This is a genomic window from Streptomyces sp. NPDC044704 (assembly GCF_056433525.1).
On sequence record NZ_JBWKGY010000023.1, the window covers coordinates 1 to 24,916 of the forward strand.

Annotated in this window: 17 protein-coding genes and 5 pseudogenes; 14 read left to right on the forward strand and 8 right to left on the reverse strand. The window is 70.0% G+C overall.

Annotated elements, in window-relative coordinates:
* Positions 1–214: 214 nt before the first annotated feature.
* Both AC07B0_RS34800 and AC07B0_RS34805 read right to left on the reverse strand, forming a co-directional pair.
* On the reverse strand, positions 215–1,039 hold the full coding sequence (locus AC07B0_RS34800; RefSeq protein WP_478899930.1) for an aldo/keto reductase: 825 nt from the start codon (positions 1,037–1,039) through the stop codon (positions 215–217).
* Between the two features lie 858 nt (positions 1,040–1,897).
* Positions 1,898–2,353, reverse strand: a complete 456-nt coding sequence (locus AC07B0_RS34805) for an N-acetyltransferase family protein (protein WP_478899932.1) — start codon at positions 2,351–2,353, stop codon at positions 1,898–1,900.
* A 206-nt stretch (positions 2,354–2,559) separates the two neighbouring features.
* On the opposite strand from AC07B0_RS34805, the pseudogene AC07B0_RS34810 reads away from it, so the two are divergent.
* From AC07B0_RS34810 to AC07B0_RS34820, 3 pseudogenes are all read left to right on the forward strand, one after another.
* Positions 2,560–2,631 (forward strand): annotated as a pseudogene (locus tag AC07B0_RS34810) (helix-turn-helix domain-containing protein); the annotation flags it as partial.
* 272 nt (positions 2,632–2,903) lie between these two features.
* A pseudogene (locus tag AC07B0_RS34815) lies at positions 2,904–3,256 on the forward strand (GNAT family N-acetyltransferase); the annotation flags it as partial.
* 201 nt (positions 3,257–3,457) lie between these two features.
* Positions 3,458–4,325, forward strand: a pseudogene (locus AC07B0_RS34820) (alpha/beta fold hydrolase).
* 550 nt (positions 4,326–4,875) lie between these two features.
* Here AC07B0_RS34820 and AC07B0_RS34825 read toward each other — a convergent pair.
* Positions 4,876–5,994 carry a fatty acid desaturase family protein gene (locus AC07B0_RS34825; protein ID WP_356878644.1) on the reverse strand — a complete coding sequence of 373 codons (1,119 nt, stop codon included), beginning with the start codon at positions 5,992–5,994 and terminating at the stop codon, positions 4,876–4,878.
* Between the two features lie 7 nt (positions 5,995–6,001).
* Positions 6,002–7,057, reverse strand: coding sequence for a ferredoxin reductase (locus AC07B0_RS34830; protein WP_478899934.1), 1,056 nt, complete (start codon positions 7,055–7,057; stop codon positions 6,002–6,004).
* Positions 7,058–7,144: 87 nt separating this feature from the next.
* Between AC07B0_RS34830 and AC07B0_RS34835 the strand changes: the two genes are divergently transcribed.
* Positions 7,145–8,284, forward strand: coding sequence for a PucR family transcriptional regulator (locus tag AC07B0_RS34835; RefSeq protein ID WP_478899936.1), 1,140 nt, complete (start codon positions 7,145–7,147; stop codon positions 8,282–8,284).
* Between the two features lie 444 nt (positions 8,285–8,728).
* On the opposite strand, the gene AC07B0_RS34840 is transcribed toward AC07B0_RS34835, so the two are convergent.
* From AC07B0_RS34840 to AC07B0_RS34850, 3 genes are all read right to left on the reverse strand, one after another.
* On the reverse strand, positions 8,729–9,382 hold the full coding sequence (locus tag AC07B0_RS34840) for a CBS domain-containing protein (RefSeq protein ID WP_478899938.1): 654 nt from the start codon (positions 9,380–9,382) through the stop codon (positions 8,729–8,731).
* 10 nt (positions 9,383–9,392) lie between these two features.
* Positions 9,393–9,863: a cyclic nucleotide-binding domain-containing protein gene (locus tag AC07B0_RS34845; RefSeq protein WP_478899940.1), complete on the reverse strand. Its 471-nt coding sequence runs from the start codon at positions 9,861–9,863 to the stop codon at positions 9,393–9,395.
* Positions 9,864–9,956: 93 nt separating this feature from the next.
* Positions 9,957–11,378, reverse strand: a complete 1,422-nt coding sequence (locus AC07B0_RS34850) for an MBL fold metallo-hydrolase RNA specificity domain-containing protein (protein WP_469378510.1) — start codon at positions 11,376–11,378, stop codon at positions 9,957–9,959.
* A 176-nt stretch (positions 11,379–11,554) separates the two neighbouring features.
* Between AC07B0_RS34850 and AC07B0_RS34855 the strand changes: the two genes are divergently transcribed.
* The 9 genes and pseudogenes from AC07B0_RS34855 to AC07B0_RS34895 all read left to right on the forward strand — a co-directional run.
* Positions 11,555–12,631 carry a zinc-dependent alcohol dehydrogenase family protein gene (locus AC07B0_RS34855; RefSeq protein WP_478899942.1) on the forward strand — a complete coding sequence of 359 codons (1,077 nt, stop codon included), beginning with the start codon at positions 11,555–11,557 and terminating at the stop codon, positions 12,629–12,631.
* 5 nt (positions 12,632–12,636) lie between these two features.
* Complete coding sequence (locus tag AC07B0_RS34860) at positions 12,637–13,323, forward strand: helix-turn-helix domain-containing protein (RefSeq protein ID WP_469378514.1); 687 nt, start codon at positions 12,637–12,639, stop codon at positions 13,321–13,323.
* Positions 13,320–14,078, forward strand: coding sequence for an HAD family hydrolase (locus AC07B0_RS34865; protein ID WP_469378516.1), 759 nt, complete (start codon positions 13,320–13,322; stop codon positions 14,076–14,078). The genes AC07B0_RS34860 and AC07B0_RS34865 overlap by 4 nt, the downstream gene beginning before the upstream one ends.
* Positions 14,075–16,474 (forward strand): glycoside hydrolase family 65 protein, encoded by a 2,400-nt coding sequence (locus AC07B0_RS34870; protein ID WP_478899945.1) that lies wholly within the window; start codon positions 14,075–14,077, stop codon positions 16,472–16,474. The genes AC07B0_RS34865 and AC07B0_RS34870 overlap by 4 nt, the downstream gene beginning before the upstream one ends.
* Positions 16,475–16,557: 83 nt before the next feature.
* A complete protein-coding gene (locus AC07B0_RS34875; RefSeq protein ID WP_469378520.1) occupies positions 16,558–17,007 on the forward strand; it encodes a universal stress protein in 450 nt (149 codons plus the stop codon).
* A 32-nt stretch (positions 17,008–17,039) separates the two neighbouring features.
* The gene (locus tag AC07B0_RS34880) at positions 17,040–17,405 is read left to right on the forward strand and encodes an iron chaperone (RefSeq protein WP_469378522.1); all 366 of its coding nucleotides are present in this window, start codon (positions 17,040–17,042) and stop codon (positions 17,403–17,405) included.
* Positions 17,406–17,858: 453 nt separating this feature from the next.
* A pseudogene (ppsA, locus tag AC07B0_RS34885) lies at positions 17,859–20,216 on the forward strand (phosphoenolpyruvate synthase); the annotation flags it as partial.
* Between the two features lie 43 nt (positions 20,217–20,259).
* On the forward strand, positions 20,260–20,760 hold the full coding sequence (locus AC07B0_RS34890) for a flavodoxin domain-containing protein (RefSeq protein WP_469378526.1): 501 nt from the start codon (positions 20,260–20,262) through the stop codon (positions 20,758–20,760).
* Between the two features lie 42 nt (positions 20,761–20,802).
* Positions 20,803–21,339 (forward strand): annotated as a pseudogene (locus tag AC07B0_RS34895) (Rv1733c family protein); the annotation flags it as partial.
* Between the two features lie 57 nt (positions 21,340–21,396).
* Here AC07B0_RS34895 and AC07B0_RS34900 read toward each other — a convergent pair.
* Entirely contained in the window at positions 21,397–23,757 is a 2,361-nt protein-coding gene (locus tag AC07B0_RS34900; RefSeq protein WP_469378528.1) for a phosphoketolase family protein, read from the reverse strand.
* A gap of 235 nt (positions 23,758–23,992) precedes the next feature.
* On the opposite strand from AC07B0_RS34900, the gene AC07B0_RS34905 reads away from it, so the two are divergent.
* Entirely contained in the window at positions 23,993–24,868 is an 876-nt protein-coding gene (locus AC07B0_RS34905) for a universal stress protein (RefSeq protein WP_478899948.1), read from the forward strand.
* Positions 24,869–24,916 lie beyond the last annotated feature (48 nt).

Consider the following 24,916-nt stretch of genomic DNA (forward strand, 5'->3'; position numbering starts at 1 on the left):
TGCACGAGTTCCCACTCAGCGTCCGACAGTTCATGGCGACGTATCACCCAACCATGATCCACAACGCAAGATCACTTTGACGACAGGCCCTAGCCTCAGAAGGCCGAAGTGTCGCCCCGAGCTCGTGTACGGCACGGCGTACGGGGGCTCGGCTTGATCCACGAGATGGGGTTCTGGCTCAGTTTCCGTTCGGTGAGAGCGGTCAGCTGGCTTCCTACTCGGCCAACCGGTCGAGGCGGTCAAGGTGGGCCGGGTCCAGGTGGAGATGCGCCGCAGCGAGATTCTCCTCCAGGTGGTCGATTCGACCGGTGCCCGGAATCGGGAGAATGACCGGAGAGTGGTGAAGGAGCCAGGCGAGCGAGACCTGTGCCGGGGTGGCCTCGAGTTCGGCTGCCACGGTGGCGATCTCGGCCGACGTCGCTGAGGCGACCGGCCGCCACGGCAGAAACGCGATCCCCTCCGCTTCGCACGTGGCCAGCACCGGCTCGTGCTCGCGGTCGAGCAAGCTGTACCGGTTCTGCACGCTTGCGACGTCGACGATCTTCCGCGCCTGGTCCAATTCCGTGACGGTGACCTCGGACAGTCCGATCCGTCCGACCTTGCCCTCGGTCTGGAGTTCCCGCAGCGCGCCGAGCTGTTCCGCCAAGGGGACTTTCGGATCTATGCGGTGCAGCTGGAGCAGCTCGATTCGTTCGACGCGCAGCCGCCGGAGGGCGTGTTCGACCTGACCGCGCAGGACGTCAGGCCGGGCGTCGTTCTTCCACCCGGCTGCGGTGGCCGATCGTGCGATACCGACCTTGGTGGTGATGACCAGGCCGTCCACGTAGGGGTACAAGGCCTCGGCGAGCAGCTCCTCGTTGGCTCCCCAGCCGTACATGTGGGCGGTATCGATCAGCGTGACGCCCAACTCGACGGCCCGCCGGGCGACCGCGAGAGAGACCTCGCGGGCGGGACCCGGCTCACTCGGCAGCCGCATGGCTCCGAACCCGAGCCGCCGTACCCCGAGATCCCCACCGATGCGAAATACGGTCGATGTCATGCTGCCTCCGTTTTGATCAAGACCCAACGCTAACAGTGCGGTTGACCCTGGAGCGATCCGCAGAGACTCGTCCATCGCGCTTACGGAACGTGTGCCAGAACCCCGTTCTCGTGAACGAAGCCAGAGGGTTGTGCGCTCTGTGGCGATGATGGCCTCTATCACAGCTGCCACCTGTCGGCCGTGGTGGGCCCTGGCGACACTGCCCGGCGCCGCCACCGTCGAGCCGCTCACCGGGCAGCCGGGGGCCCGCAGGCGCCGAGGCCGGCCCCGGCTGGAGGCACCGTATGTCCGGGTGGGCGAAGACGAAACGCTCCCGGCGACCAAGAACGTCTCGTCGGCGGCGTGGTTCTGCGGGGTTTGCGCGGCTGGCGGGTTGGGGGTGTGCGGGCCTGTCGCTGGCGTGGAGGGGATGCTGTTCACCGTTCCGGGTGAACTGACCCGCGCACCGGGCCTGGGCTGCCGCTCCAACGCGGTGGTGTCCCCGTGACATCGACGTCGTCGAAGGGGTCCAGCATTCGGCCCAACACCTTGACGTAGGCGGCCACCTCGCCACCGGTGAGGCCGCCGCCTGACGCGTGGCGCGCGGACGGGCCCGAGCGAGAAGCGGCTTGGGCTGGAAGCGGATGGCTTCGCGGGACACGGGCTGGCGTACACGGCCCCAGCTGAAGCCTGCGTCTGCGGACGCCGGGAGAGCGGCGGGGTGGTCCCGGCGTTCGGACGCGGGCGCGGGCGCGGGTCAGGTCCGGTACCCACCTGTTGGGGGCAGTAGCGCCGGGCCGGCCCATTGGTATCGGCGACGGAGCCGTCAGCAGGGCAGCGCGCTGTCAGCGGGTCTCCGCCTCGCGGTCGACTGCCCGGCTAAGCGGATGCTTGGAAGTGCGCTGGCTGGCGCACCATGTAGACGTCGATGGGGTCCTGAACCTCCACGGTGAACCCGTGGCGCTCGTACAGCCGCCGGGCGGCGCTGCCCTGCAGGACATTGAGGCGAACGGGCATGCCGCTGGCATCGACCCTCTCCAGCAGTGTGCGCAGCACAGCCGATCCGAGCCCCCGGCCCTGGAAGGCCGGAGTGAGATAAAAATGCTCCAGCCACCGCCCGTCCTCGGCCGGCCGCACAGTTACGCATCCCGCGAAGGTGTCATCGGCCACGATGACCGACGTGTGCTGCGGGGAGAAGGAGTTCCGCAGCCGCTGCCGGACTTGATGCTCGTCGAACCGTCCCAGCCGCTCCAGGTCCGGGCGCATCACCGTTGCCCGCAGCTCTGCGATCGCCTCGACATCCGCCGGCTCTGCGGAACGCAGCGCCCATTCCACGGGACGGCCTGGCCGTATCCCGTCTGTCCTCGTACTCGTGTCCACCGGCCGAAGTATCTCAATGGCCCGCTGCGACCACGCACACGGCAAGCCCGTCTACCGGCTGGGCAGGCAACAGCAGCCATCGCGCACTACGTCGTCACTGACCTTGAAGTCGCCTTGTCGTAGGGGCTGACGATCAGTGATCGTCGCGGTGTGCCGGGTGTATGAGGTATCCGCAGGGCGGTGGTCTGACCGCGGAGAGGCAAGCCTTCCGCGAGCGGGTCCGGATGGAAGCGGTCGTAGGACCAACACCGGGGACACCACGAGCACAAGGTCAGTAATCCTGTGCCGAGGAGCCGATGGACCAGCTAAGTTCTCCCAGCCGTTCATGTTGATCCGGACCGGCGCTGTCGACGAGGAGGTGTGGAGCACATGCGCAGGAGTGCCCAGCAGTTGAGCCCGCGTACTGACCTCTGCGACCTCCTCACGACGGAGACACCTTGTCGCTCCGCATCACCCCACTGACCGACCCGCTCACGGGGGCGCACGGCCGACGCACCGATCACGGGGCACCACGACCTGGGACGTGGACCGGGTCCGGGCTGCGGCGAAGGCCGTCGAACAGCGCAGCGACCACCTGCACACCGTCGTCGCCCCCCGACACCTCCAACGGCTCGATCGCCGGGTTCACCGAACTCGTCGTGCCCGGCGGCGGCACAGGTGACGCCCAGCACTACGGCACCGGCGTGCTTCCAGGGCCCCGCGGACACGGCCTCGGCCGCTGGATGAAGGCCGAGTCGATCCGACAAAGCCCACGGGCACTACCCGGACCTCGGCGGTGTCCTGACCGACACCGCCGACAGCTTCGGCTACCTGCCCACGCGCACGCCCACGCACGTCGCGCGTCAGCCACGCCAATGACGTGGGTCGGTGATGACACCGGAACCTCGAACGGCCCGTGAGCGACGCCGTCGACCTGACCGTGATGGACGCGATGCATGACGCCCCGCGCCGGAAACTGCCCCATTCCTCAGCCCCACTCCTCAGCCCTGGGCCGGCTCGCCGTGCCGGGGCCCGCCATGGCCGACGCCGGACCGCGTCGGCCGGAAAGTGAGTACACAGATGCAACCGACATTCGTACTTGTCCACGGAGCCTTCGCGAACTCCTTCTCCTTCGCGCCCCTACAGGCGGAACTCGGCCTCCTCGGGCACCGTTCGGTCGCCGTCGACCTGCCCGGCCACGGGTTCCAGGCGACCTATACCCACGCCTATCAGGCACCGCAGGACGCAGAGGGGCTCGCCGCCGCCCCCGGCTCGATCAAGGGCGTCACACTCGCCGACAACGTCGCCCACCTGGTCGGGATCCTCGAACGGGCCAAGGGGAACGGACGTGATACTCGTCGCACACAGCCGTGGCGGTATCACGGTCACCGCTGCGGCCAACGCGCGCCCAGACCTGATCGACCGCCTCGTTTATGTCTCGGCGTGGTGCCCGGTCCGTCTCGACGTCGGTGACTACTACGCCGAACCGGAGATGGCCACGGTCGACCCGGCCGCCTTCGCCTCGGCGCTGACGGGGAACCCCGCCGAACTCGGCCTGCTCCGCGTCAATTTCCGCACCGCGGACCCGGACTCACTCGCGGCGTTCAAGGCGGCGTTCTTCGCCGACGGCACGGACGAGGAGTTCCTCACCTTCCTGAACACCTTCCAGCCCGACGAGAACCTGGACGTCGGTGGCCCCGCCGACCGGGCACAGGCCGCGACCTGGGGCCGCATCCCCAAGACCTACATCCGCCTGGCCGACGACACGAGCTTGCCCACCGCCCTACAGGACCGGCTGATCCGCGAGGGCAACGAGCTGACACCTGACAACCCGTACGACGTCCACACCCTGGAGGGCAGCCACCTGAAGTGGCTGGCCGACCCCGCACCGGCCGCCCGCGTCCTGGGCGAACTCGCCAAGCCGCCCGCCCCGTCCGCCGGGGCGTGACCGGAATGACGTGAGTGGTTCGGAAGTGGCGGTACGAGGACCGGTCTCCCGGGAGCCCTGCGGAGCCGGCCTGGTGACCGTTGGGGTCATGCCCGGTCCGCGCCGGCACGGGTGCGCGGGTCAGGGCCGGAACCCGGAGCGCTCTGGGGACATGACCGGACCGACCCTCGCCCGCTGCACGCCTTGAGGCCTTTCCGAACTCGCGCTCTGAGCCGTGTTGAGGCAGGCGTACCCGTCACCCCGTGGCGGGTCTCCTGGTGACGTTCGGGATACGGACCGTCACGATGTCCGGCGCGGGGTCGTTGGGCTGCTCATGGACCACAGGAACGTTCCAGCACAGAGAAGTTCCGCCGACGTGCGGGCGGGCAGCGGGTGGGAGTCGGATTCTCCGATCTACGACGCCCTCGCGCGGCAGTGGCGTCAGGAAGGCCGGGAGGTTCCCGGCGGCGAAGGACCCGCGCCAAAAGGACGGCACCGGTCGGCAGGCGCCGACCTGTTCCACCGCGGCTGACCGGACCGGCGGTGCCGCCGGTCCGGCCGATTCCGAGAATCAGGCCGCGACGAGCTCCTGCTCGCGGTCCGGCGTCTTGACCTTGGGCTTCTTGTTCGGCAGTGAGAGCCGGAAGACCTTGTGCCACGCGGAGAACACCTGCTTGGGCAGCGGCCCGGTGACGTACTCCAGCTCGTACTTCTCGAACAGCGCGCGCACCTTGACCGCGACCTCGGCGTACCGGTTGCTCGGCAGGTCCGGGAACAGGTGGTGCTCGATCTGGTGCGACAGGTTGCCGGTCATGAAGTGCATGGCCCTGCTGCCGCTGATGTTCGCCGAGCCCATCATCTGGCGCAGGTACCACTGGCCGCGCGTCTCGCCCTTGATCGACCGGCGCTCGAAGACCTGCACACCCTCGGGGAAGTGCCCGCACATGATCACCGAGTGGGTCCAGATGTTGCGGACCAGGTTCGCGGTGAACGTGGCGGCGAGCGTCGGGAGGAACGACGGGCCCGACAGCAGCGGGTGGATCACGTAGTCCTTGAGCACCTGCTTGCGGATCTTGCGGCCCACTGCCTTGGCCCGCGCGCGGAACTCCGGGTTCTTGCGGCGGCGCTTGTGCAGGTTCTTGCCGAGCTCCAGGTCGTACGCCGCGATGCCGTACTCGAAGAAGCAGGCGTTGAGGAAGTTCCACAGCGGCTGGCCGAGGTGGAACGGGTGCCACCTCTGGTCCTCGTCGACGCGCATGATGCCGTAGCCGAGGTCGTTGTCCTTGCCGATCACGTTGGTGTACGTGTGGTGCAGCTCGTTGTGCGAGTGCTTCCACTGATCGGACGGTGAGACGTGGTCCCACTCCCAGGTGGTGGAGTGGATCTTGGGGTCTCGCATCCAGTCCCACTGACCGTGCAGGATGTTGTGGCCGATCTCCATGTTGTCCATGATCTTCGCCACGGACAGGCCCGCGGTGCCGAGCACCCACGCGGGCGGGAAGATCGAGAACAGCAGCACGCCCCTGCTGACCAGCTCGAGCTTGCGCTGCGCCGAGATGACCTTGCGGATGTAGGCGGCGTCCTTCTCCCCGCGGCTGGCGATCACCTCGTCGCGGATGGCGTCCAGCTCGCGGCCGAGCTCCTCGATCTGCTCCGCGGTCAGGTGGGCGGTGGGGTCGATGGCGGTCAAAGTGCTCCTACCGTTCGATGTCGCAGGGGCCCGCCGCGGCGGACACGCAGGTCTGGATGAGGACGCCCGGTTCGGCCTCGGTGATCTCGCCGGTGCGCAGGTCGCGGACGGCGCCCGCCTTGAGCGGGCTGACGCAGCCGAAGCAGATGCCCATGCGGCAGCCGGAGGGCATGAGCACGCCGGCCTCCTCGCCGATGTCGAGCAACGGCGTGGCGCCGTCCGCGTCGACGGTCTTGCCGGTGGCGCTGAACGTGACCTCGCCGCCGTCGCCGGTGACGACGATGCCGGGGCGGAAGCGTTCGGTGTGCAGGCGCTCTTGCACGCCGTGCCCGGTCCAGTGCTCTTCGGCGGCGTCCAGCAGGCCCGCGGGTCCGCAAGCCCAGGTCTCGCGCTCGGCCCAGTCGGGCACGAGTGCGTCGAGACGGGAGACGTCGAGCATGCCGTCCGTGTCGGTGTGCACCTCGGTGAGCCGCAGCTTCTCGTCCGCGACCAGGTCGTGCAGTTCGCTGCGGAAGATCACGTCTTGTGGCCGTGGCGCGCAGTGGACCATGACGACGTCGTCGAACTCGATGTCGCGCAGCATGCCCATCACGGGCGTGATGCCGCTGCCGGCCGTCAGGTAGAGCACCTTGGCGGGCTTGGCCTGCGGCAGCACGAAGTCACCGGTCGGCTGGTCGAGCTGGACCAGCGTGCCCGGCTTCGCCCTGCGGACCAGGTGGTTGCTGACCTTGCCGTCCGGGATCGCCTTCACGGTGATCGTGACGCGGCCGTCCTCGCGGTTCGTCGGCGAGGTGATGGAGTAGGCACGCCACAGGCGCACCCCGTCGACATCGACCCCGATCCGCACGTACTGACCGGCTGTGTGGCCGCGCCAGCCCCGTCCCGGCCTGATCACGACAGTCGCGGCGTCATCCGTCTCAGGGTGCACGGCCTCGATGCGCCCGCGCAGGTCAGCGCCCGCACGCAGCGGGCTGACCAGGTCGAGGTAGTCCGACGGCAGCAGCGGCGTCGTGACCATCTCCAGCAGTTTCCACGCCCTGCTGCGGAGGGCTGCACTCGTCATGACTCCAGCTTGCTGCGCCTCAAGGCGTAAAGTCCTGACCGTAGGACGTAAATTTGATCAGCCGAATTGTTCGCAGGGAATGAAACCGTGAGCCATGCAATCCGGAGGGCCAGTGAACTGGCCCTGGATGAGACGACGGTCACAGCACTTCGGGCCGAGCTGAAGACCACCGCCGACGAGGTCGTCCAGGCGATCATGGACGAGGTCCCGCCCTACGCCAACGCCCTCTCGGGCCGCATGGGCGCCACCATCCGCCGGGCCGTCCGTACCGCCCTGGGGCACTACCTGGACCTCGCGAGCGGGAACGCCACGGGCGGCGACGCCGGTGACGCCGCCTACGAGCTGGGCCGCGGCGAGGTGCGCGACGGCCGTTCGATGGACGCCCTGCTCAGCGCCTACCGCGTCGGCGCCCGCGTGGCCTGGCGATGCCTGGCGGCGGGCGCCGTGCCCGTAGGTCTGCCCGCCGCCGAGGTCGCCAAATTCGCCGAGCTGACCTTCGCCTACATCGACGAGCTCTCTGCCGCGAGCGCCGCGGGCCACGCCGACGAACTGGCGGCCCGGGGCAGGGCCCACGAGCGCCAGCTGGAACACCTGGCCCGCGACCTCCTCGCCGGCGCGAGCCCGGACGTACTCCTGGCTTCTGTCCAACGGGCCGGGTGGCAGCCTCCGGTTTCACTGACCGCGGTCTTGCTACCCGCCGCCCAGGCCCGGCCTGCCTACCGCGCGCTCGACCCGAGCACCCTCGTCCTCGACGATCTGCCGGACGCCACCGGTGTGCTGCTCGTCCCCGATGCCGACCGATCACACCTCCTGCGGCAGCTGACCGACCGCACCGCCGTGGTCGGCCCGGCCCGGCCGTGGACTCGTGCGTCCGCCTCGTACGCACGAGCCGTCCGCGCGCGCTCCCTCTCCTCCGACATTCGCGACACCGAGGACCACCTGCCCGAGCTGGTGCTGAGCGCCGACGCGGACGCGTTCGCAGACCTGCGTGCCCGAGCCCTCGCACCGTTGCGGACCTTGCCTGCCGCGACGGCACGGCGGCTGGAGGAGACGTTGCGGGCGTGGCTGCTGTACCAGGGCAGGCGGGACGAGGCGGCGGCGGCGTTGTTCGTCCATCCCCAGACGGTCCGGTACCGGATGGCGCAGCTGCGGGAGCTGTTTCCGGATCTCGCATCGCCACAGCGGGTCCTCGAACTGACACTGGCTGTCGGCCTTCGGGCCAGCTGACGCGCACCTGGACGTCACGCCGGAGGACGTGCCCCGGTCCGGGCAGGGTCCGGCTGCGGCGGGCGGCGGACCGGCGCAGCCGGATGCGGGGTTCCTCGTTGGCCGGGTACGACCCCTAGGAACAGACATAGTCAATACCGGCTGGAGTCGTCGGGCCGCGGCAAGATGTGGCTTGTGATCCAGGGAACCCGTGGAGGCGGGGAGGGGTACTTGCAGGTACGGCGCAGCCGCTCGGCCCGCCCGTCTGGAGGCGGTCGTCCGTGAGGCTCGGCATCGAGGAGGACCAGCGTGGTGGCGCCGGGGATGGTCTGTGCGGTGCCGGGGAGCACGGGCGCCGGCCCAGCTTGACCTCACCGGGATCTCCACGTCCGACTTCGTACCGGGCCCATCGGCCGTGCCAACAACGAGACGTTGTGGGTCCACTCGAACCCGGCGAGGCCAAGCTCATGGCGAGGTGGGCGCCTCCAACTGGCAGTGGACCTGTACGACGCCTTCCACGGAGTGGGTGAGGCGTTCGGCCATCCCTATCAGGTGGCTGTCTCTGACCTGGCCGGTCAGAGTGGCGATGCCTTCCGTGACGGTGACCTTGACGGTCTTGTGGGAGAGGGGGAAGAGGCGGTCGACGACCGTTCGGCGGATCTCGGTGGCGAGGTCTTCATCGGTGCGGAGGAAGACCTTGAGGAGGTCGGCGCGGCTGACGATGCCCTTGAGGGCACCGTCGGCGTCGACGACCGGGAGGCGCTTGATGTGGCGGTCGGCCATGAGGTGGGCGGCCTGCGGAAGCGTGGCGTCGGGGCGGATCGTGACGGCCGGGGTGGTCATCATGTTCTCGGCGCGGGTGGAGCCCGCCTTGGCGGTGTCGCCCAGGCGGCGCATCTGCTCGATCAAGCCGGGGCGGTGCTCGTGGAACTCCTCCTTGGGGAGGAGATCGGCCTCGGAGACCACGCCGACGACGTGGCCCTCGCCCTCGATGACGGGTAGGGCGGTGACCTTCCACCGTTCCATCGCGGTGGCGATGTCTTTGAAGCCGGTCGATGGGGTGATGGCGATGACCTTGGTGGTCATGACGTCGGCGACGGTGTACGGGGTGGAGGTCATGGCGGGGTCCTCAGCGTGCGTGGGCGAGCGGGGTGCCGCTGCCGTGAGGGGCGAACAGGTCAAGGAGCCGGGTACGGGCGGAGTCGAGCCGGTCGGCGATGACCGCGCCCACGGCAATGGAGACGGACCGGCCGACGGCCGAGTCCTCGTTGCACAGCGCCCGTACGGCCGCTGCGTCGAACTCCAGGGCGCGCACTTCGCGGGAGGCGGTGGCGCCGAGGTGCCAGCTGTAGGGAGGGAACATCCAGGACCAGCCGAGGAGCTCGCCGTAGCCGAGGGTGTCGACGACCGCGTTCTTGTGGCCGGGGACGTGGGTGTCGAGGTCCACGGTGCCGCACTCGATGATCCAGAACTTCTCGGCCCGCCGGCGTTCGTTGAAGATGCGGGTGCCGGCCGGGAAGGTCACCTGGTGGGAGTGGGCGAGCAGGGCTTCGCGGGCTTCCGGTGCCATCGCTTCGAGGATGGTGTGCATGGTGCTCATGGGGTGCCTCCAACCCTTCGCATTCACCCTGCTCGGTGGCCACCGTGTCGGGGAGGGCCGCGCGGTGCACACCGCGGGGACCGTCCGGCCCCGTCAGCGGACCAAGACGGCCTCCCCGGACTTGGGTACGACGGTCGTCCATTTCAGCTCGTGGTCGATGCGGTCCCGCAGGGTTTCGGCGGCGGTTTCCTCGCCGTGGACCAGGTAGGTGGTGTGGGGGGCCGGGGCGTTGCGCAGCCAGTCGATGATCTGGTCGGCGTCGGCGTGTGCGGAGAAGTGCGGTACGTCGGCGACCTCGGCGCGTACGGGGACGTACTCGCCGAACATCTTGAGCGTGCGGGCGCCGTCCACGAGGTCGCGAGCCCGGGTGCCGGCGGCGGCGAAGCCGACGATGACCACGGCGTTACGGGGGTCGGGCAGGATCCGGTGGAGGTGGTGCAGGACGCGGCCGCCGGTGGCCATGCCGGCGGAGGAGACGATGACCGCCGGGCCGGTGGCGTTGTTGATGTCGATCGACTCCTGGACGGTCCGGGCGGCCACGAAGGGCTCCGGGCTGATCGCCGCCTCGCCCTGGGCGAGGATCTCGGGGCGCAGCTCGGGGGAGTGGGCCCGGACGGCGTCGCGGTAGACGTCGAGGGCGGCCAGGGCCATGGGGCTGTCGACGTAGACGGGTACGTGGCGGGGCAGGGTGCCGTCGCTGCGCAGGGTGGCCAGCTCGTGCAGGACGACCTCGGTGCGGTCGATCGCGAAGGCCGGGATGACGACGGTCCCGCTGCGGGACAGCGTCCGTGTGATCACCGAGGCGAATTCCCGGCGGGCGCTCTCCTGGTTGTGGTGGCGGTTGCCGTAGGTCGACTCCATCAGGAGGACGTCGGCGCCGGAGAAAGGCTCGGGCGGCAGGAGGAGCGGGTGGCCGGGGCGGCCGAGGTCACCGCTGATGGCGAGGGTGTGTCCGTCTTCCAGGGTCAGGTGTGCCCAGGCGGAGCCGAGGATGTGACCGCCGTGGTGCAACATCAGCTTCGTGCCCGCCATGATCTCGGTCTCGCTGCCCACCGGTACCGGGTCGAAGTACTTGATCGTGTGCTCGACGTCGTCATCGTCGTAGAGCGGCTTGGCGGGGCGGTGCTTGGACCAGCCGTGCTGGTTGGCGTGCTCGGCGGCTTCCATTTGGAGGCGGGCGCTGTCGCGGAGCACGATCTCGGCGAGCCGGGCGGTGTGGGCGCTGGTCAGGATCGGGCCGCGGAAGCCGTGCCGGACCAGCCGAGGCAGGTAGCCGCAGTGGTCCAGGTGGGCGTGGGTCACGACGACGGCGTGGATGTCGGAGGCATCGCAGGGCAGCTTGTCCCAGTTGCGGCGGCGCAGGTCCGCGACACCCTGGAAGAGTCCGCAGTCGACGAGGATCCGGGCGTGGTCGCTCTCGACCAGGAACTTGCTGCCGGTGACCGTCCGCACTCCGCCGAGGAACCTCAGCAGGGCCGGGCGGGCGGAAGCAAGGGACGGGGCTGACTGGGACATGGCAGCAGCCCTCCTTTCGGAACGGATACCGGTCTCCACCGTCGCACCGGAACGTGCTGCCCGCTGGGGACCTTCCGGCCCCTGGTAGGGGCCGACCGGCCCAAGCGCGACGGAGGGACACAGGCACAGCCTGACGGTGAACCCTTCCGCACAGCACACAGAGAGAAGGCCGCGCCATGAAGGCACTCGTCTTCCACGGTCCCGCGCAGACCTCCTGGCAGGACGTCCCGGACCCCTCCATCAAGGACGCCGCCGACGCGATCATCAGGGTCGACGCCGTCACCATCTGCGGCACCGACCTGCACATCATCAAGGGCGACGTGCCCGAAGTGACCCCCGGCCGGATCCTGGGCCACGAGGCCGTCGGAACCGTCGTCGAGACCGGCGGCGACGTCCGTAGCGTCCGCCCCGGCGACCGCGTCCTGATCTCCTGCATCTCCGCCTGCGGCCGCTGCCGCTTCTGCCGTGAAGGGCACTACGGACAGTGCCGCGGAGGCGGCGGCTGGGTCCTGGGCCACACCATCGACGGCACCCAGGCCGAGTACGTACGCGTCCCCTTCGCCGACCTCTCCGTCCACCCGCTGCCCAGCGCCCTGGCCAGCCACGACGCGGTCCTGCTCGCCGACATCTTCCCGACCTCCTACGAGGTCGGCGTGCTCAACGGCAACGTGCGCCCGGGCGACACGGTCGTCGTGGTCGGAGCCGGCCCCATCGGCCTGGCCGCCATCGCCACCGCCCAGCTCTACAGCCCCGGGCGCATCATCGCCGTCGACCTCGCCGCGTCCCGGCTCGCTGCCGCACGCGACCTCGGCGCCGATGCCACCGCGAGCGCGGACGAAGAGCCCGAGCGCTTGGTGGAGGACCTCACGGACGGGCTCGGGGCGGACGTGGTCATCGAGGCCGTCGGCGTGCCCGAGGCGTTCGAGATGTGCACCCGCATGGTCCGCCCCGGCGGACGGGTCGCCAACATCGGCGTCCACGGCAAGCCCGCCGTCCTTCACCTCGAAGACCTGTGGATCAAGGACGTCACCATCACCACCGGCCTCGTCGACACCCACTCCACCCCCATGCTGCTGCGCATGATGGCCGCCGGCCGCCTCCCCGGCGCCGCGATGGTCACCCACCGTTTCGAGCTGGACCAGATGGAAGAGGCGTACGACGTCTTCTCGCGCGCCGGCGAAACCGGCGCCCTCAAGGTCGTGCTCGGCGGACCGCAGCACGACACGGTCGCCGTACCGCCCCAGGAGCAGTGAGTGCCGTGAAGAGCACACCGAGCACCCACCCGCAGCAGTCCGGCGAGATGGCCGGGCGCACCGACCTGGGCCACCGACTGGCGGCCCGCCGCGAAGCCCTCGGTCTGAGCCGCGACGAACTGGGCCGGCGGTGCGGCGCCGACGGCACGTACATCGCCTACCTCGAGGAGCACGCCGCCAGTCCGGCCATCGGTACCCTCGTCCGGGTGGCAGACGCCCTCGGCCTCACCGTCGACGACCTGACCGGTGCCAGCGCCCATCGCGTCGCGGGCCGAGCAACCGCCCGGCGCGACAGTACGCTCGTTCCGCTGGACGAGACCGAATGCCGGCGGCTGCTGAACACGCACGGCGTCGGCCGCATCGCCGTCTTCACCCCCGAAGGCCCGGCCGTCCTCCCCGTCAACTACCTGATCGCAGGACCCGACATCGCCTTCCGCACCTCTGCGGAAGCCGTCACAGTTAGAGCCGCCGGAACCGAGGTCGCCTTCGAGATCGACAACATCGACGACGTGACAGCCACTGGTTGGAGCGTGCTGGCCGTGGGTGAACTGGAAGCCGTCACCGACCCGGACGAGGTCCACCACCTCAACACCACGGCTCGCTCACAACCTTGGGCCGGTGGTCCGCGCAGCCAATGGATGAAGGTCGCCCCCGCTCGAATCACCGGCCGCCGCGTGGTGCACGACTCATGAGCGACCTGCACGCGGTCGTCTTTGACACCGACGGAGTGCTTCTCGCCACGGCGGACCGCCACGCGGCCGCCTGGAAGGAGACCTTCGACGGCTGCCTGACCGAATGGCAGCCGTCGCCCCCGGGCGCACGACCATGCCCGTTCGACGCCGTCCGCGAGTACCGGGACCTGGTCGACGGCAGGTCCCGCCTCGACGGCGTCCGCGCCTTCCTCGGCGCCCGTCACATCGACCTCCTGCCCGGAACGCCCGAGGATCCGCCCGGGTGCGCCACCGTCCACGCGGTCGCCGCCCGCAAGGAGGCGGTCTTCTCCGCGATGCTGCGGACCGAAGGCGTCCGCACCTTCGACGACGTACGGCCCGCGCTCCAGCGACTACGGGAGATGGAGGTGCGATGCGCAGCCGTCTCGGCTTCGCGGCACGCCCGTTCCCTCCTGGAGTCCGCAGAGCTCATCGGCTACTTCGACGCCCTGGTGGACGGCCAGGACGCGACCGCACTCGCCCTTCCGGGCAAGCCCGACCCTGCCCTCTTCCTCGAAGCTGCCGACCGTCTCGGCGCGACCCCCGCGCACACCACCGTGGTGGAGGACGCACTCGCCGGCGTCGAAGCAGGACACCGAGGCCGTTTCCGCCTGGTGGTGGGACTCGACCGCGAGGACGACCCGCACATGAGGGACGCCCTGCGCGCGCACGGCGCCCAGCTCGTCCTACCCGACCTCGCCGGGCTGCCCGCCGCACTCGAAGGCGACCGCCCGTGACCGCGGCCTGGTGCTGGGAGTACCCCCACTACGACCCCAAGGCCGAGCGGCTGGTCGAGTCCCTGTGCACCCTGGGCAACGGCCGCTTCGCCACGCGCGGTTCGGCCCCCGAAAGCGTCGCCGACGACATCCACTACCCGGGCACCTACCTCGCCGGATGCTACGACCGGCTCGACTCCGCAGTCGGCGGACGCACGGTCCCCAACGAGGACATGGTCCGGCTGCCGGACTGGACCGCCCTGCGGTACCGCTGCCTGCCCGAGGGCGCACCACCCGGCGACTGGCTCACACTCGACCACCCGACCCTGCGCCACAGCCACGTGTCGCTGGACCTGCGGGCCGGAACGCTCACCCGCCGCATGCTCTTCCACGACGCCGATGGCCGCCGCCTGAGCGTCACCCACACCCGCCTCGTCCACATGGGAGTTCCGAACCTGGCCGCGCAGAACACTGTGTTCAGAGCGCACGGCTGGAGCGGCCGGATCGAGATCGAGTCCGTACTCGACGGCGACGTCACCAACGCGGGAGTCGACCGCTACCGCGCCCTGGCCGGGCGGCACCTCGTCGAGCACCGGGCCGGGGTGGAGGCGGAGGGCACCGCCTGGATCGCCTGCACCACGGCCACCTCGCGGATACGGATGGGGCTCGCGGTCCGGACATCGGCACGTCCTCTGGCACCGGTGGGCCGGGCGTGCACAGCCACCACCGCCACGCAGACGTTCGTCCTGCCGATCAAGCGGACGGCCCCGGCCGTCGTGGTGAAGACGGCCGCCCTGTGTACCTCGCTCGACCGTCCCCCGGGCGACCCCCTGCGGCGGAGCATCGACTGCGCCACACACGCCCCGGACTTCCCTTCCTTGCTGGCCTCCCACCGGGCGTCCTGGCAGCGTCTCTGGAGCGAAGGAGAGCTGAAAGTACCGGGAGAGACGGGCAAGGTCCTGCGGCTGCACGCCTTCCACGTCCTGCAGACCCTCTCGCCGCACACCGCCGAGCTCGATGCCGGCGTCCCCGCCCGCGGCCTGCACGGAGAGGCGTACCGGGGACACGTCTTCTGGGACGAGCTGTTCGTCCTGCCCTACCTGGCCCTCCACCTCCCCGAGACCGCTCGCGCCCTGCTGATGTACCGGCACCGACGGCTCCCCGCGGCGCGGGAGGCTGCTCGCCGGGCCGGGGTGGAGGGAGCCATGTTCCCCTGGCAGAGCGGAAGTTGCGGCACCGAGGAGACGCAGAGACTGCACCTCAATCCGCGCTCCGGCCGCTGGCTGCCGGACCACTCCCACCTCCAGCACCACGTGGGGTCGGCCATCGCCTGGAACGTGTGGCGGTACGGGCAGGCCACCGGCGACGCCGGATTCATGCACGGCCCGGGCGCCGAACTCCTGCTGCAAACCGCCTGCTTCTGGGCGTACACGGCGACGTGGGACACCAACCTCGGCCGCTACCGGATCCGCGGCGTCGTCGGCCCGGACGAGTACCACGACGCCTACCCGGACGCCGCCGATCCCGGCATCGACGACAACGCCTACACCAACGTCACCGCCGCCTGGGTGCTGGCCCGCGCCCTCGACCTGTACGGGGAACTTCCGGCAGCCCGGCGCGCCGAGCTCCTCACGCAACTGGGCATCGGCCCCGACGACCTCACCGTCTGGGAGGACGTCTCCCACCGTCTGTACGTGCCGTTCCACCACGACGTGATCAGCCAGTTCCACGGCTACGGGGACCTCGCCGAGCTCGACTGGGACGGCTACCGCGCCCGCTACCACGACATCCGCCGCCTGGACCGCATCCTGGAAGCCGAAGGCGACACGCCCAACCGCTACCAGGCGTCCAAGCAGGCCGACACCCTCATGCTCGGGTACCTCTTCCGCCCGGCAGAGCTCGAGCAACTCTTCCTTCGGCTCGGCCACCGCCTCGACGACGACCTCTGGCGCAGGACGGTGGACCACTACCTGCGGCGCACCTGCCACGGTTCCACGCTGAGCAGCCTCGTCCACGGCTGGGTCCTGGCCCGGGAGCAGGGCCCGGAGGCCTGGCGCTACTGCCAGGAAGCCCTGCTCGGTGACATCACGGACGTCCAGGGCGGCACCACGGGCGAGGGGATCCACCTCGGCGCCATGGGCGGCACCCTGGACCTCGTCGAGCGCGGCATCGTCGGACTCGAGCCCCACGACGACGGCCTGCACATCGACCCGGTGTCCCTCTCCGAAGTGCCCGGTTCCTCGTTCTCGATCTCCTACCTGGGGCACCGGGACATCCGTATCCGGTTCCGGCCCGGCCGGCTCGGCATCAGCGTCCCTTCGTCACTTCTGGGCCCGGTGCCCCTGGTCCTGCCCGGAGACCGGCACGAACGCATTTCCCCAGGCCAGGAGCGATGGTTCCGGCTGCCCAAGGGCTGACCGGCAGTCGCCGCATGCTCGCGTGGCGCTGTGTTCGTAATGCGCACACTGTGGATGTATCAGCCGTCGGAAGGATGAGCGGAATGGACAGGCAGCAAGAGGCTCCGCGGATCGTGGTGGGCGTCGACGGATCGCCCTCGTCCCAGGCCGCGCTGCGCTGGGCGGTCCGGTACGCAGGGCTGGTGAGCGGGCGAGTGGAGGCGGTCGCGGCATGGGACCTGCCCGGTGCCGCATCATGGTCGGCTCCAGCGGTGGACACCACGTTCGACGAGGAGGAGGCCGAGCGACGTCTGGTCGAGGAGGTCCGCTCGGTCCTCGGTGAGGACGGCGCCTCCTCGGTGCACCAGCGCCTGGTACGAGGCAATCCGGTAGACGTCCTGGTGGATGCGGCAGACGGCGCGGCCATGCTGGTCGTGGGCAGCCGTGGTCGCGGCGGCTTCAGCCGAGCTCTGCTCGGCTCGGTGAGCCATCAGACGGCGCTCCACGCACCGTGCCCGATCACCATCGTCCGGGCGGACATCCCCGTCGAATAGCTCCACCGCGGGCCGGCGCATAACCTCACGGAATGGTGCAGAGCAAGGCAGGCGACGTCGAGGGCTACCTGACCGAGGTTCCCGAGGAGCGCAGGGGCGCATTGGCCAAGGTGCGGCAGCTGTGCCGTCAAGAGCTGGTCGGCTTCGACGAAGTCATGGCTTACGGGATGCCTGCCTACGAGCGCGACGGCGCCTGCGAGATCGCGTTTGCCAGCCAGAAGCAGTACATCTCCTTCTATCTCATGCGCAGTGACGTTCGCGAAGCGTTCGAGGAACGGCTGGCCGAGCAGGACATGGGCAAGGGGTGCCTGCGGTTCCGCAGGCCGGCGAACATCGACTTCGACCTGCTGCGGGACCTCCTCAAAGCAACGGCTGTCCGACCCGGGAAGGTCTGCTGACGTTTCCGTCTCTCCTCGCCGTGGTCATCGGCGGCCCGGCGCGTGATGAACGGTGTTTCCGGCATGGTCCTGAGCAGGACCGACTCAGTCCTGCCGCAGGCCAGGCAGCCACTCAGTACCGGGACCTGGGCCGATCGGCCCCGCGTGAATGGCCCCCTCGGCACTGCGGTCGTCCTGGCCTCCTGCGTGATCGTGGAACCCAGACGCCAATCCGGCGCCGCCTTCCGAAGAGGGTGACCACGATGCAGCGCATTCGGATCCAGACCCGGCCCAAGCAGCCCCACAGGCCCGCGCCGCTGGATCTGCGCACGCCGTCCGGCCGCCCCCTGCCGTACTGATCCCTGCTGATACGCAGCCCCGGAGGACGTCATGGGACACACGCGACGCGTCGTACCGTTCACCGAGCTCAGCCGAGGCGACATCGGCAGGGTCGGCGGCTAGAACGCCTCCCTCGGAGAGCTGACCAGACGGCTGACCGATGCCGGCCTGCGTGTGCCGCCCGGCTTCGCCACGACCGCCGACGCCTACGAGGAACTGCTCGACGGCCACGGCCTGCGTACCCGCATCCAGGTGCAGCTCGACCGGCTCCACGACGGTGTCGCGCTCGAAGACGTCGGAGCGGGCATCCGCTCAATGATCATGGGCGAGGCCCTGCCCGAGGCCCTGACGACCGAGATCATCACGGCGTACGAGGAGCTCGGCCGGGAGCTGGGCCGCTCCGACCCGGAGGTCGCCGTACGCAGCAGCGCCACCGCCGAGGACCTGCCGGAGGCCAGTTTCGCCGGCCAGCAGGAGACCTATCTGAACGTGAGTGGCGCCGTGCAGCTTCTGGACGCTGTGCACCGCTGCTTCGCCTCTCTCTACACCGACCGCGCGATCGACTACCGGGACCGGATGGGCTTCGACCATCTCCAGGTCGCCCTGTCCGTCGGCGTCCAGGTGATGGTGCGCTCCGACCTCGCCGGGGCAGGGGTGATCTTCACCCTCGACCCTGAGAGCGGCTTCCCGAACGTCGTCGTGGTGAGCGCGGCCTGGGGGCTGGGCGAGACCGTGGTCAGCGGGCAGACCGATCCAGACGAGTACACCGTCTTCAAGCCCGGCCTGAAGGACCCGGCCCTGAACCCCGTCATCGACGTGCGGATCGGCGCCAAGCGTCGTAAGGCCGTCTACGCGGAGCGCGGGCTGACCGACACAGTCGACACCACCCCCGAGGAACAGGCCCGGCGGGTCCTGACCGACGCCGAGGTGCGGCAGCTTGCCGAATGGGCCGTCGCCGTCGAGGACCACTACGGCTGCCCGATGGACCTGGAGTGGGCGAAGGACGGCATCACCGGCGACCTGGCGATCGTGCAGGCGCGGCCCGAGACCGTGCAGTCCCGCCGCCGCCCCGCGACCCTGCGCCGCTGCCGTCTGACCGCCGCCCCGGGCGATGCCCTGGTCGAAGGCATCGCGGTGGGCGAAGCCATCGGATCGGGTGCCGTCTGTCGCATGGACACGCCGGTGGACCTGGAACGCTTCCCGGCCGGAGCCGTGCTCGTCACCTCGATCACCGACCCGGACTGGGAACCGGTCATGAAGCGTGCCGCCGCCATCGTCACCGAGCGCGGCGGCCGCACCTCACACGCCGCGATCGTGAGCCGGGAACTCGGCGTCCCGGCGGTCGTCGGCACCGGGAACGCCACCGAGGTGCTGCGCAACGGCGCCGACGTCACCGTCGCGTGCACCGAGGGCAGCCGGGGCAAGGTCTACGAGGGCCGCCTCCCGTACGAGGAGACCGAGACGGACCTGTCCGCCCTGCCCGCCACCCGCACGCGGGTGATGCTCAACCTCGCCGACCCTTCCGCTGCCTTCCGCTGGTGGCGGCTGCCCGCCGATGGGGTGGGCCTGGCCCGTCTGGAGTTCATCGTCGCGCACCAGGTCAAGGTCCACCCCATGGCCCTCCTGTACCCGGAACGCCTGGATCCCGCCGACCGCTGCGCCATCGACCAGCTCACCGAGGGCTACCTCGACCGCGGCCGGTACTTCACCGACCGCCTCGCGTACGGCATCGCCCGGATCGCCGCCTCCCGCTGGCCCGACCCCGTCATCGTCCGCACCAGCGACTTCAAGACCAACGAGTACGCCAAGCTCCTCGGCGGCCGCCCCTTCGAACCGGTGGAGGCCAACCCGATGATCGGATGGCGCGGCGCCAGCCGCTATTACAGCGACGGCTACCGGGAGGGCTTCGCCCTCGAATGCCAGGCCCTTCGCCGGGTCCGCGAGGAGATGGGCCTGACCAACGTCATCGTCATGATCCCGTTCTGCCGCACCCTGGAAGAGGCCGACAAGGTGCTCCAAGTGATGGCCGCTGAAGGACTCCGCCGCGGCGAAAACGGTCTCAGGGTCTACGTGATGGCCGAGATCCCCGCCAACATCCTCCTTGCCCAGGACTTCGCCGAGCGTTTCGACGGGTTCTCCATCGGCAGCAACGACCTCACCCAGCTCACCCTCGGAGTCGACCGCGACTCCGAAGCCCTCGCCCACGTCTTCGACGAGAACGACCCGGCCGTCACCGATCTGATCCGGATCCTGCTCCCACGGGTCCAGGCCCTCGGACGTCCGGTGTGCCTGTGCGGACAGCGGCCCAGCGACGACCCGGCGTACGCCGCATTCCTCGTCCGCGTCGGAATCGACTCGATCTCCGTTGCCCCCGACAGCTTCGCGGCCGTCAAGCAGCACGTAGCCGCTGCCGAGGACGAGCGCTACGGGGAGGGCCGAATGGCTCCTGTAGGGATCCGTCCGGCCCAAGCGGAGCAGCCGTCGGCCGCGTGACAGTGGCATCAGCCCCGCACCACGAAATCGAGGAGCACCCGCCATGAGCACCAAGCGAGTCCTGGTCGCCTACGGGACCAAGCACGGAGCCACCGCAGGCATCGCCGAACAGATCGGCAAGACTCTCCGCGAGGACGGTCTCGACGCCGTCGTACTGCCCGCCGACGATGTCCACGACGTCCGCGCCTACGACGCCGTCGTCCTCGGCGGCTCCCTCTACGCCGGCCACTGGAGCAGCAAGGCCAAGCACTGCGCCGAACGCAACGCCGACTCCCTGCGGCACCGCCCGGTGTGGATGTTCAGCAGCGGCCCGCTCGACCGCTCCGCGGAGGAACACGACATCCCGCCGGTCGCCGTCGTCGCCCGGGAGATGCAGCTGATCGGGGCGCGCGAGCACATGACCTTCGGCGGCAGCATCACGGCCCACACCCCGGGGTTTCTCGCCAAGGCATTGAACCGCCAGGGCAAGGGGGGAGACTTCCGCAACCCCGAGCGTATCCAGAAGTGGGCCCACCACATCAGCGCCGAGCTCGTCGCCGCCTGAAGGGACGGCCCGGTCCGCCATGGACCAGCACGGAGGCGTGCCATGCACCACCGGACGAAAGGTACTCGGGGCAACCCGCTCAGGCGTGGTGCCGACCGAACCCGAACCCGTATGCATGCCGTCTTCGCGCTGACCTGCCTGCTGGCAGTGATCGTCGGCTTCGCCCTCGGGCGGGCCGCATGGACGGAAGGCCACCGCAGTGCCGAGAACATCGCGCGCCTTGGACACTCGGTGACGGCCACCATGGTCGGCGAGACCAGATACCGGGCCGGAGTCCGGCCGAGCAGTGCGCCCGTCACGGTGGCAACCGCCACCTGGCAGTACCCGTCCCGCCGCCCGCACACGGAGACCATCCCTGTTCCGGCAAGCACCCGCGACGGTGACACGGTCCGCGTGTGGGTCGACGGAAACGGCAATGCGGTCGCCGCGCCACCCGGCCAAGCCGAGATCACTCTGAACGCGGTCGGGATCGGCACCGGAACGCTGGCCGGGATCCTGCTCGTCGGCTGCGCCCTCGTTACCCTGCGCCTCCGCCTCGTGAACGCACGCAGCGCACGGGCCTGGGAAGACGAGTGGGCCGACATCGAGCCTCTCTGGTCCGGCCGCCTGCGCCCCGGCCAGGGAGCCGCGGTGTGCTCAGTACGGCCAGGACCAGCCCTCGACTTCCGGCAGGTCGGTTCCGTGCGCGCGGATCCAGCTGTGGTGTCGGATGCGCTGGTCGGTCATGGCCTGACGCAGGGCTTCGGCGCGGGCGGCGAGGCCGGGGACGCGGTCAATGACGTCCATGACGAGCCGGTACCGGTCGAGGTCGTTGCGTACGACCATGTCGAAGGGGGTGGTCGTCGTGCCGGACTCCTTGTAGCCGCGGACGTGAAGGTGGGCATGGCCGGTGCGGCGGTAGGCGAGGCGGTGGATCAGCCACGGGTAGCCGTGGTAAGCGAAGACCACCGGCTTGTCGGTGGTGAAGAGGGCGTCGTACTCGGTGTCGGTCATGCCGTGCGGGTGTTCCTCGTGGGGCATCAGGCGGGCGATGTCGACGACGTTGACGACGCGAACGGTCAGCCACGGAAGGTGTTCGCGGAGCAGGGCCGCAGCGGCCAGGACCTCCATGGTGGGCACGTCGCCGGCGCAGGCGAGTACGACGTCCGGCTCGCGGGAGCTGCCATCCGTACCGGCCCATTCCCAGCTGCCGACGCCCCGCGTGACGTGGACACGGGCCTCGTCGATGGACAGCCAGTCGAAGGAAGGCTGCTTCCCGGCGACGATCACGTTGACCTGGTCGCGGCTGCGCAGGGCGTGGTCGGCCACGGCGAGGAGGGTGTTGGCGTCCGGTGGGAAGTAGGCGCGTACGACCTCGGGGCTCTTGTTGAGGACGTGGTCGACGAAGCCGGGGTCCTGGTGGGAGAAGCCGTTGTTGTCCTGGCGCCAGACGTGCGAGGTGAGCAGGTAGTTGAGGGAGGCGATGGGGGCGCGCCAGGGGAGGTCGCGCGAGGTCTTCAGCCATTTGATGTGCTGCCCGACCATGGAGTCGACGATGTGGGCGAAGGCCTCGTAGGTGGAGAAGAGTCCGTGGCGGCCGGTGAGGAGGTAGCCCTCCAACCAGCCCTGGCAGACGTGTTCGGACAGGATCTCCATGACGCGGCCGTCCCGGGAGAGGTTCCGGTCCGTGGTCTGCGTGAGGCCTTGCCAGGCTTTGCCGGTGGCGTCGTACAGGTCGTCCAGCCGGTTGGAGGCGGTCTCGTCCGGGCCGACGACCCTGAAGTCCCGGCGTCCGGCGGTGTCGCGCATGATCCGGGTGAGGAAGCGCCCGAGGACGCGGGTCGGTTCGTGGAGACTGCTGCCTCGCTTGTCGACGGGGACGGCGTAGGTGTCGAGGGCGGGGAGCGGGAGGGGGCGCAGCAGCCGGCCGCCGTTCGCGTACGGGCTGGCGCCCAGGCGGCGTTCGCCCTGCGGGAGACAGGCGAGAACCTGCTCGGAGGGCCGCCCGTCGGCGTCGAAGAGTTCCTGCGGCCGGTACGAGCGCAGCCAGTCCTCCAACTGTTTTAGGTGCGCCGGGTTCTCGCGTACCCCGGCAAGTGGGACCTGGTGAGCCCGCCACGTGCCCTCGACCGGGTCGCCGTCGACGGTCACGGGGCCGGTCCAGCCCTTGGGGGTGCGCAGCACGATCATCGGCCAGCGTGCGCGCTCGCGCTGCGTACCGGTACCCGCTGTCCGGGCTTTCTGCTGGATGAGCGCGATGCGGTCCACGGCGTGGTCCACGGCGCGGGCCATGGCGTGATGGACCTGGGCGGGGTCGCTGCCGGTCACGTACAGCGGATCGTGCCCGTATCCGCGCAGCAGCGCATCGAGCTCGTCCTCAGGGATCCGGGACAGTACCGTCGGATTGGCGATCTTGTAGCCGTTGAGGTGCAGGATCGGCAGGACAGCGCCGTCGTGGACCGGGTCCAGGAACTTGTTGGAGTGCCAGGAAGCGGCCAGCGGCCCCGTCTCCGCCTCGCCGTCGCCGATGACGCAGGCGACCAGCAGGCCGGGGTGGTCGAAGGCGGCTCCGTAGGCGTGGGCCAGGGCGTAGCCGAGCTCGCCGCCTTCGTGGATGGAGCCGGGCGTCTCGGGGGCGACGTGGCTGGGCACTCCGCCGGGGAAGGAGAACTGCCGGAACAGCGCGCCCATGCCGGCCGCGTCCCGGGTGACGTCCGGGTAGGTTTTGGTGTACGTGCCTTCCAGCCAGGAGTTGGCGAGGACGGCGGGGCCGCCGTGGCCCGGCCCCCAGATGCACAGGGCCTCCAGTGACCGGTCCTTGATCACGCGGCCCAGGTGGGTGTGGACGAGGTTCAGGCCGGGGGAGGTGCCCCAGTGGCCGAGCAGCCGCGGCTTGATGTGATCAGGCCGTAGCGGCTCCGTCAGCAGGGGGTTGTCCATGAGGTAGATCTGGCCGACTGCCAGGTAGTTGGCGGCGCGCCAGTGCGCGTCGAGTTCCGAGATGGGGTAAGAGGCCATGCCCGCTCCTGAGTGCGACGGTCCGGAATGTTCGTCGACTGAGCCGATGCCTCCACACTGCCCTCCGCGAGTCGGCGCCGCGAGGGGAGGACCGGCCCTGGGGGAGGGACTGTTGGCCCCTGTGTGCCACGGCGTCCAGCCGGGAGGGTGAGGGCAGCGGTGCCGGTCCCCCGGCCGGCGCCGCTCCCCTGATGACCGACCTCGATGCCCTGGCATCGGTACGGAGGACAGACTCGTGAAGCGCACCCTGGTTGTCGGAGTGGACGGATCTCCTCAGAGCCGGGCTGCGGCGGACTGGGCCGCACGGGAAGCCGTACGGCGTGGCCTGCCCCTGCACGTGGTCCACGCCTGGTTCTGGGCGCCGCTCGCCGGCCCGATCGTCCATGACGGCGACACCGAAGCCAGGCGGGCCGACGACGTCCTGAAGGAGGTCGAGGACGAGCTCACCCACCGGTACCCGGGGCTGGATCTCACCACGGAAGTGCTCGCTGAGGCGCCGGTTCCGGCCCTGCTGCACGCGGCCAAGGACGCGGAGCTGCTGGTCATCGGCACGCGCGGACACGGAGTCCTGGTCGGGTTCCTGCTGGGCTCCTACGGCCGGCAGGTGATCGCCGCCGCCGAGTGCCCCGTCGTCTCCGTCCGCTCCGCGCACGGCAGGCCGGTGGCCGTGGCGGAGGAGGGGGAGATCGTCGTCGGACAGCAGGGCGGCGTGGAGGAGTCCGCCGAAGTACTGCGCATCGCCTTCGAGGCGGCCGCGGCACGGAAGGTACCGCTCCGTGCGGTCCGCGCCTGGAGCCTGCCCCCGGTCTACGGCTACAGCCCCGGGTCGATGTGGATCGCCGACCAGTTCGGTGGCCTGGAACCGTACGAGAAGGCCGCGCTGGAGCAGGCGCTGGTGCCGTGGCGGGTGAAGTACCCGGAGGTCGAAGTCATCGCGCACGTGGAGCAGGGCAGCGGTGGCCAGGTGCTGCTCAGCGCCGCGTCGGACGCGCAGCTGCTCGTCGTGGGCCGCCGGGTCCGCGAGTCGGCGGTGGGCGCGCACATCGGGTCGGTGGCCCACGCGGTCCTGCACCACGCGGTCTGTCCTGTCGCGGTGGTCCCGCACGCCTGATCCGCCCCGGGTCAGGCGGGAGGGTCGGGCACGCGGAGGTACGGCGTG

What these genes read in the sequence shown, in the direction of transcription:
- AC07B0_RS34830 (WP_478899934.1), bottom strand. Translation starts at nt 7,057, where the DNA reads ATGACGAGTGCAGCCCTCCGCAGCAGGGCGTGGAAACTGCTGGAGATG.
- AC07B0_RS34845 (WP_478899940.1), bottom strand. Translation starts at nt 9,863, where the DNA reads ATGAGCACCATGCACACCATCCTCGAAGCGATGGCACCGGAAGCCCGC.
- AC07B0_RS34900 (WP_469378528.1), bottom strand. Translation starts at nt 23,757, where the DNA reads ATGGCCTCTTACCCCATCTCGGAACTCGACGCGCACTGGCGCGCCGCC.
- AC07B0_RS34875 (WP_469378520.1), top strand. Translation starts at nt 16,558, where the DNA reads ATGGACAGGCAGCAAGAGGCTCCGCGGATCGTGGTGGGCGTCGACGGA.
- AC07B0_RS34865 (WP_469378516.1), top strand. Translation starts at nt 13,320, where the DNA reads ATGAGCGACCTGCACGCGGTCGTCTTTGACACCGACGGAGTGCTTCTC.
- AC07B0_RS34840 (WP_478899938.1), bottom strand. Translation starts at nt 9,382, where the DNA reads ATGACCTCCACCCCGTACACCGTCGCCGACGTCATGACCACCAAGGTC.
- AC07B0_RS34890 (WP_469378526.1), top strand. Translation starts at nt 20,260, where the DNA reads ATGAGCACCAAGCGAGTCCTGGTCGCCTACGGGACCAAGCACGGAGCC.
- AC07B0_RS34850 (WP_469378510.1), bottom strand. Translation starts at nt 11,378, where the DNA reads ATGTCCCAGTCAGCCCCGTCCCTTGCTTCCGCCCGCCCGGCCCTGCTG.
- AC07B0_RS34855 (WP_478899942.1), top strand. Translation starts at nt 11,555, where the DNA reads ATGAAGGCACTCGTCTTCCACGGTCCCGCGCAGACCTCCTGGCAGGAC.
- AC07B0_RS34880 (WP_469378522.1), top strand. Translation starts at nt 17,040, where the DNA reads ATGGTGCAGAGCAAGGCAGGCGACGTCGAGGGCTACCTGACCGAGGTT.
- AC07B0_RS34800 (WP_478899930.1), bottom strand. Translation starts at nt 1,039, where the DNA reads ATGACATCGACCGTATTTCGCATCGGTGGGGATCTCGGGGTACGGCGG.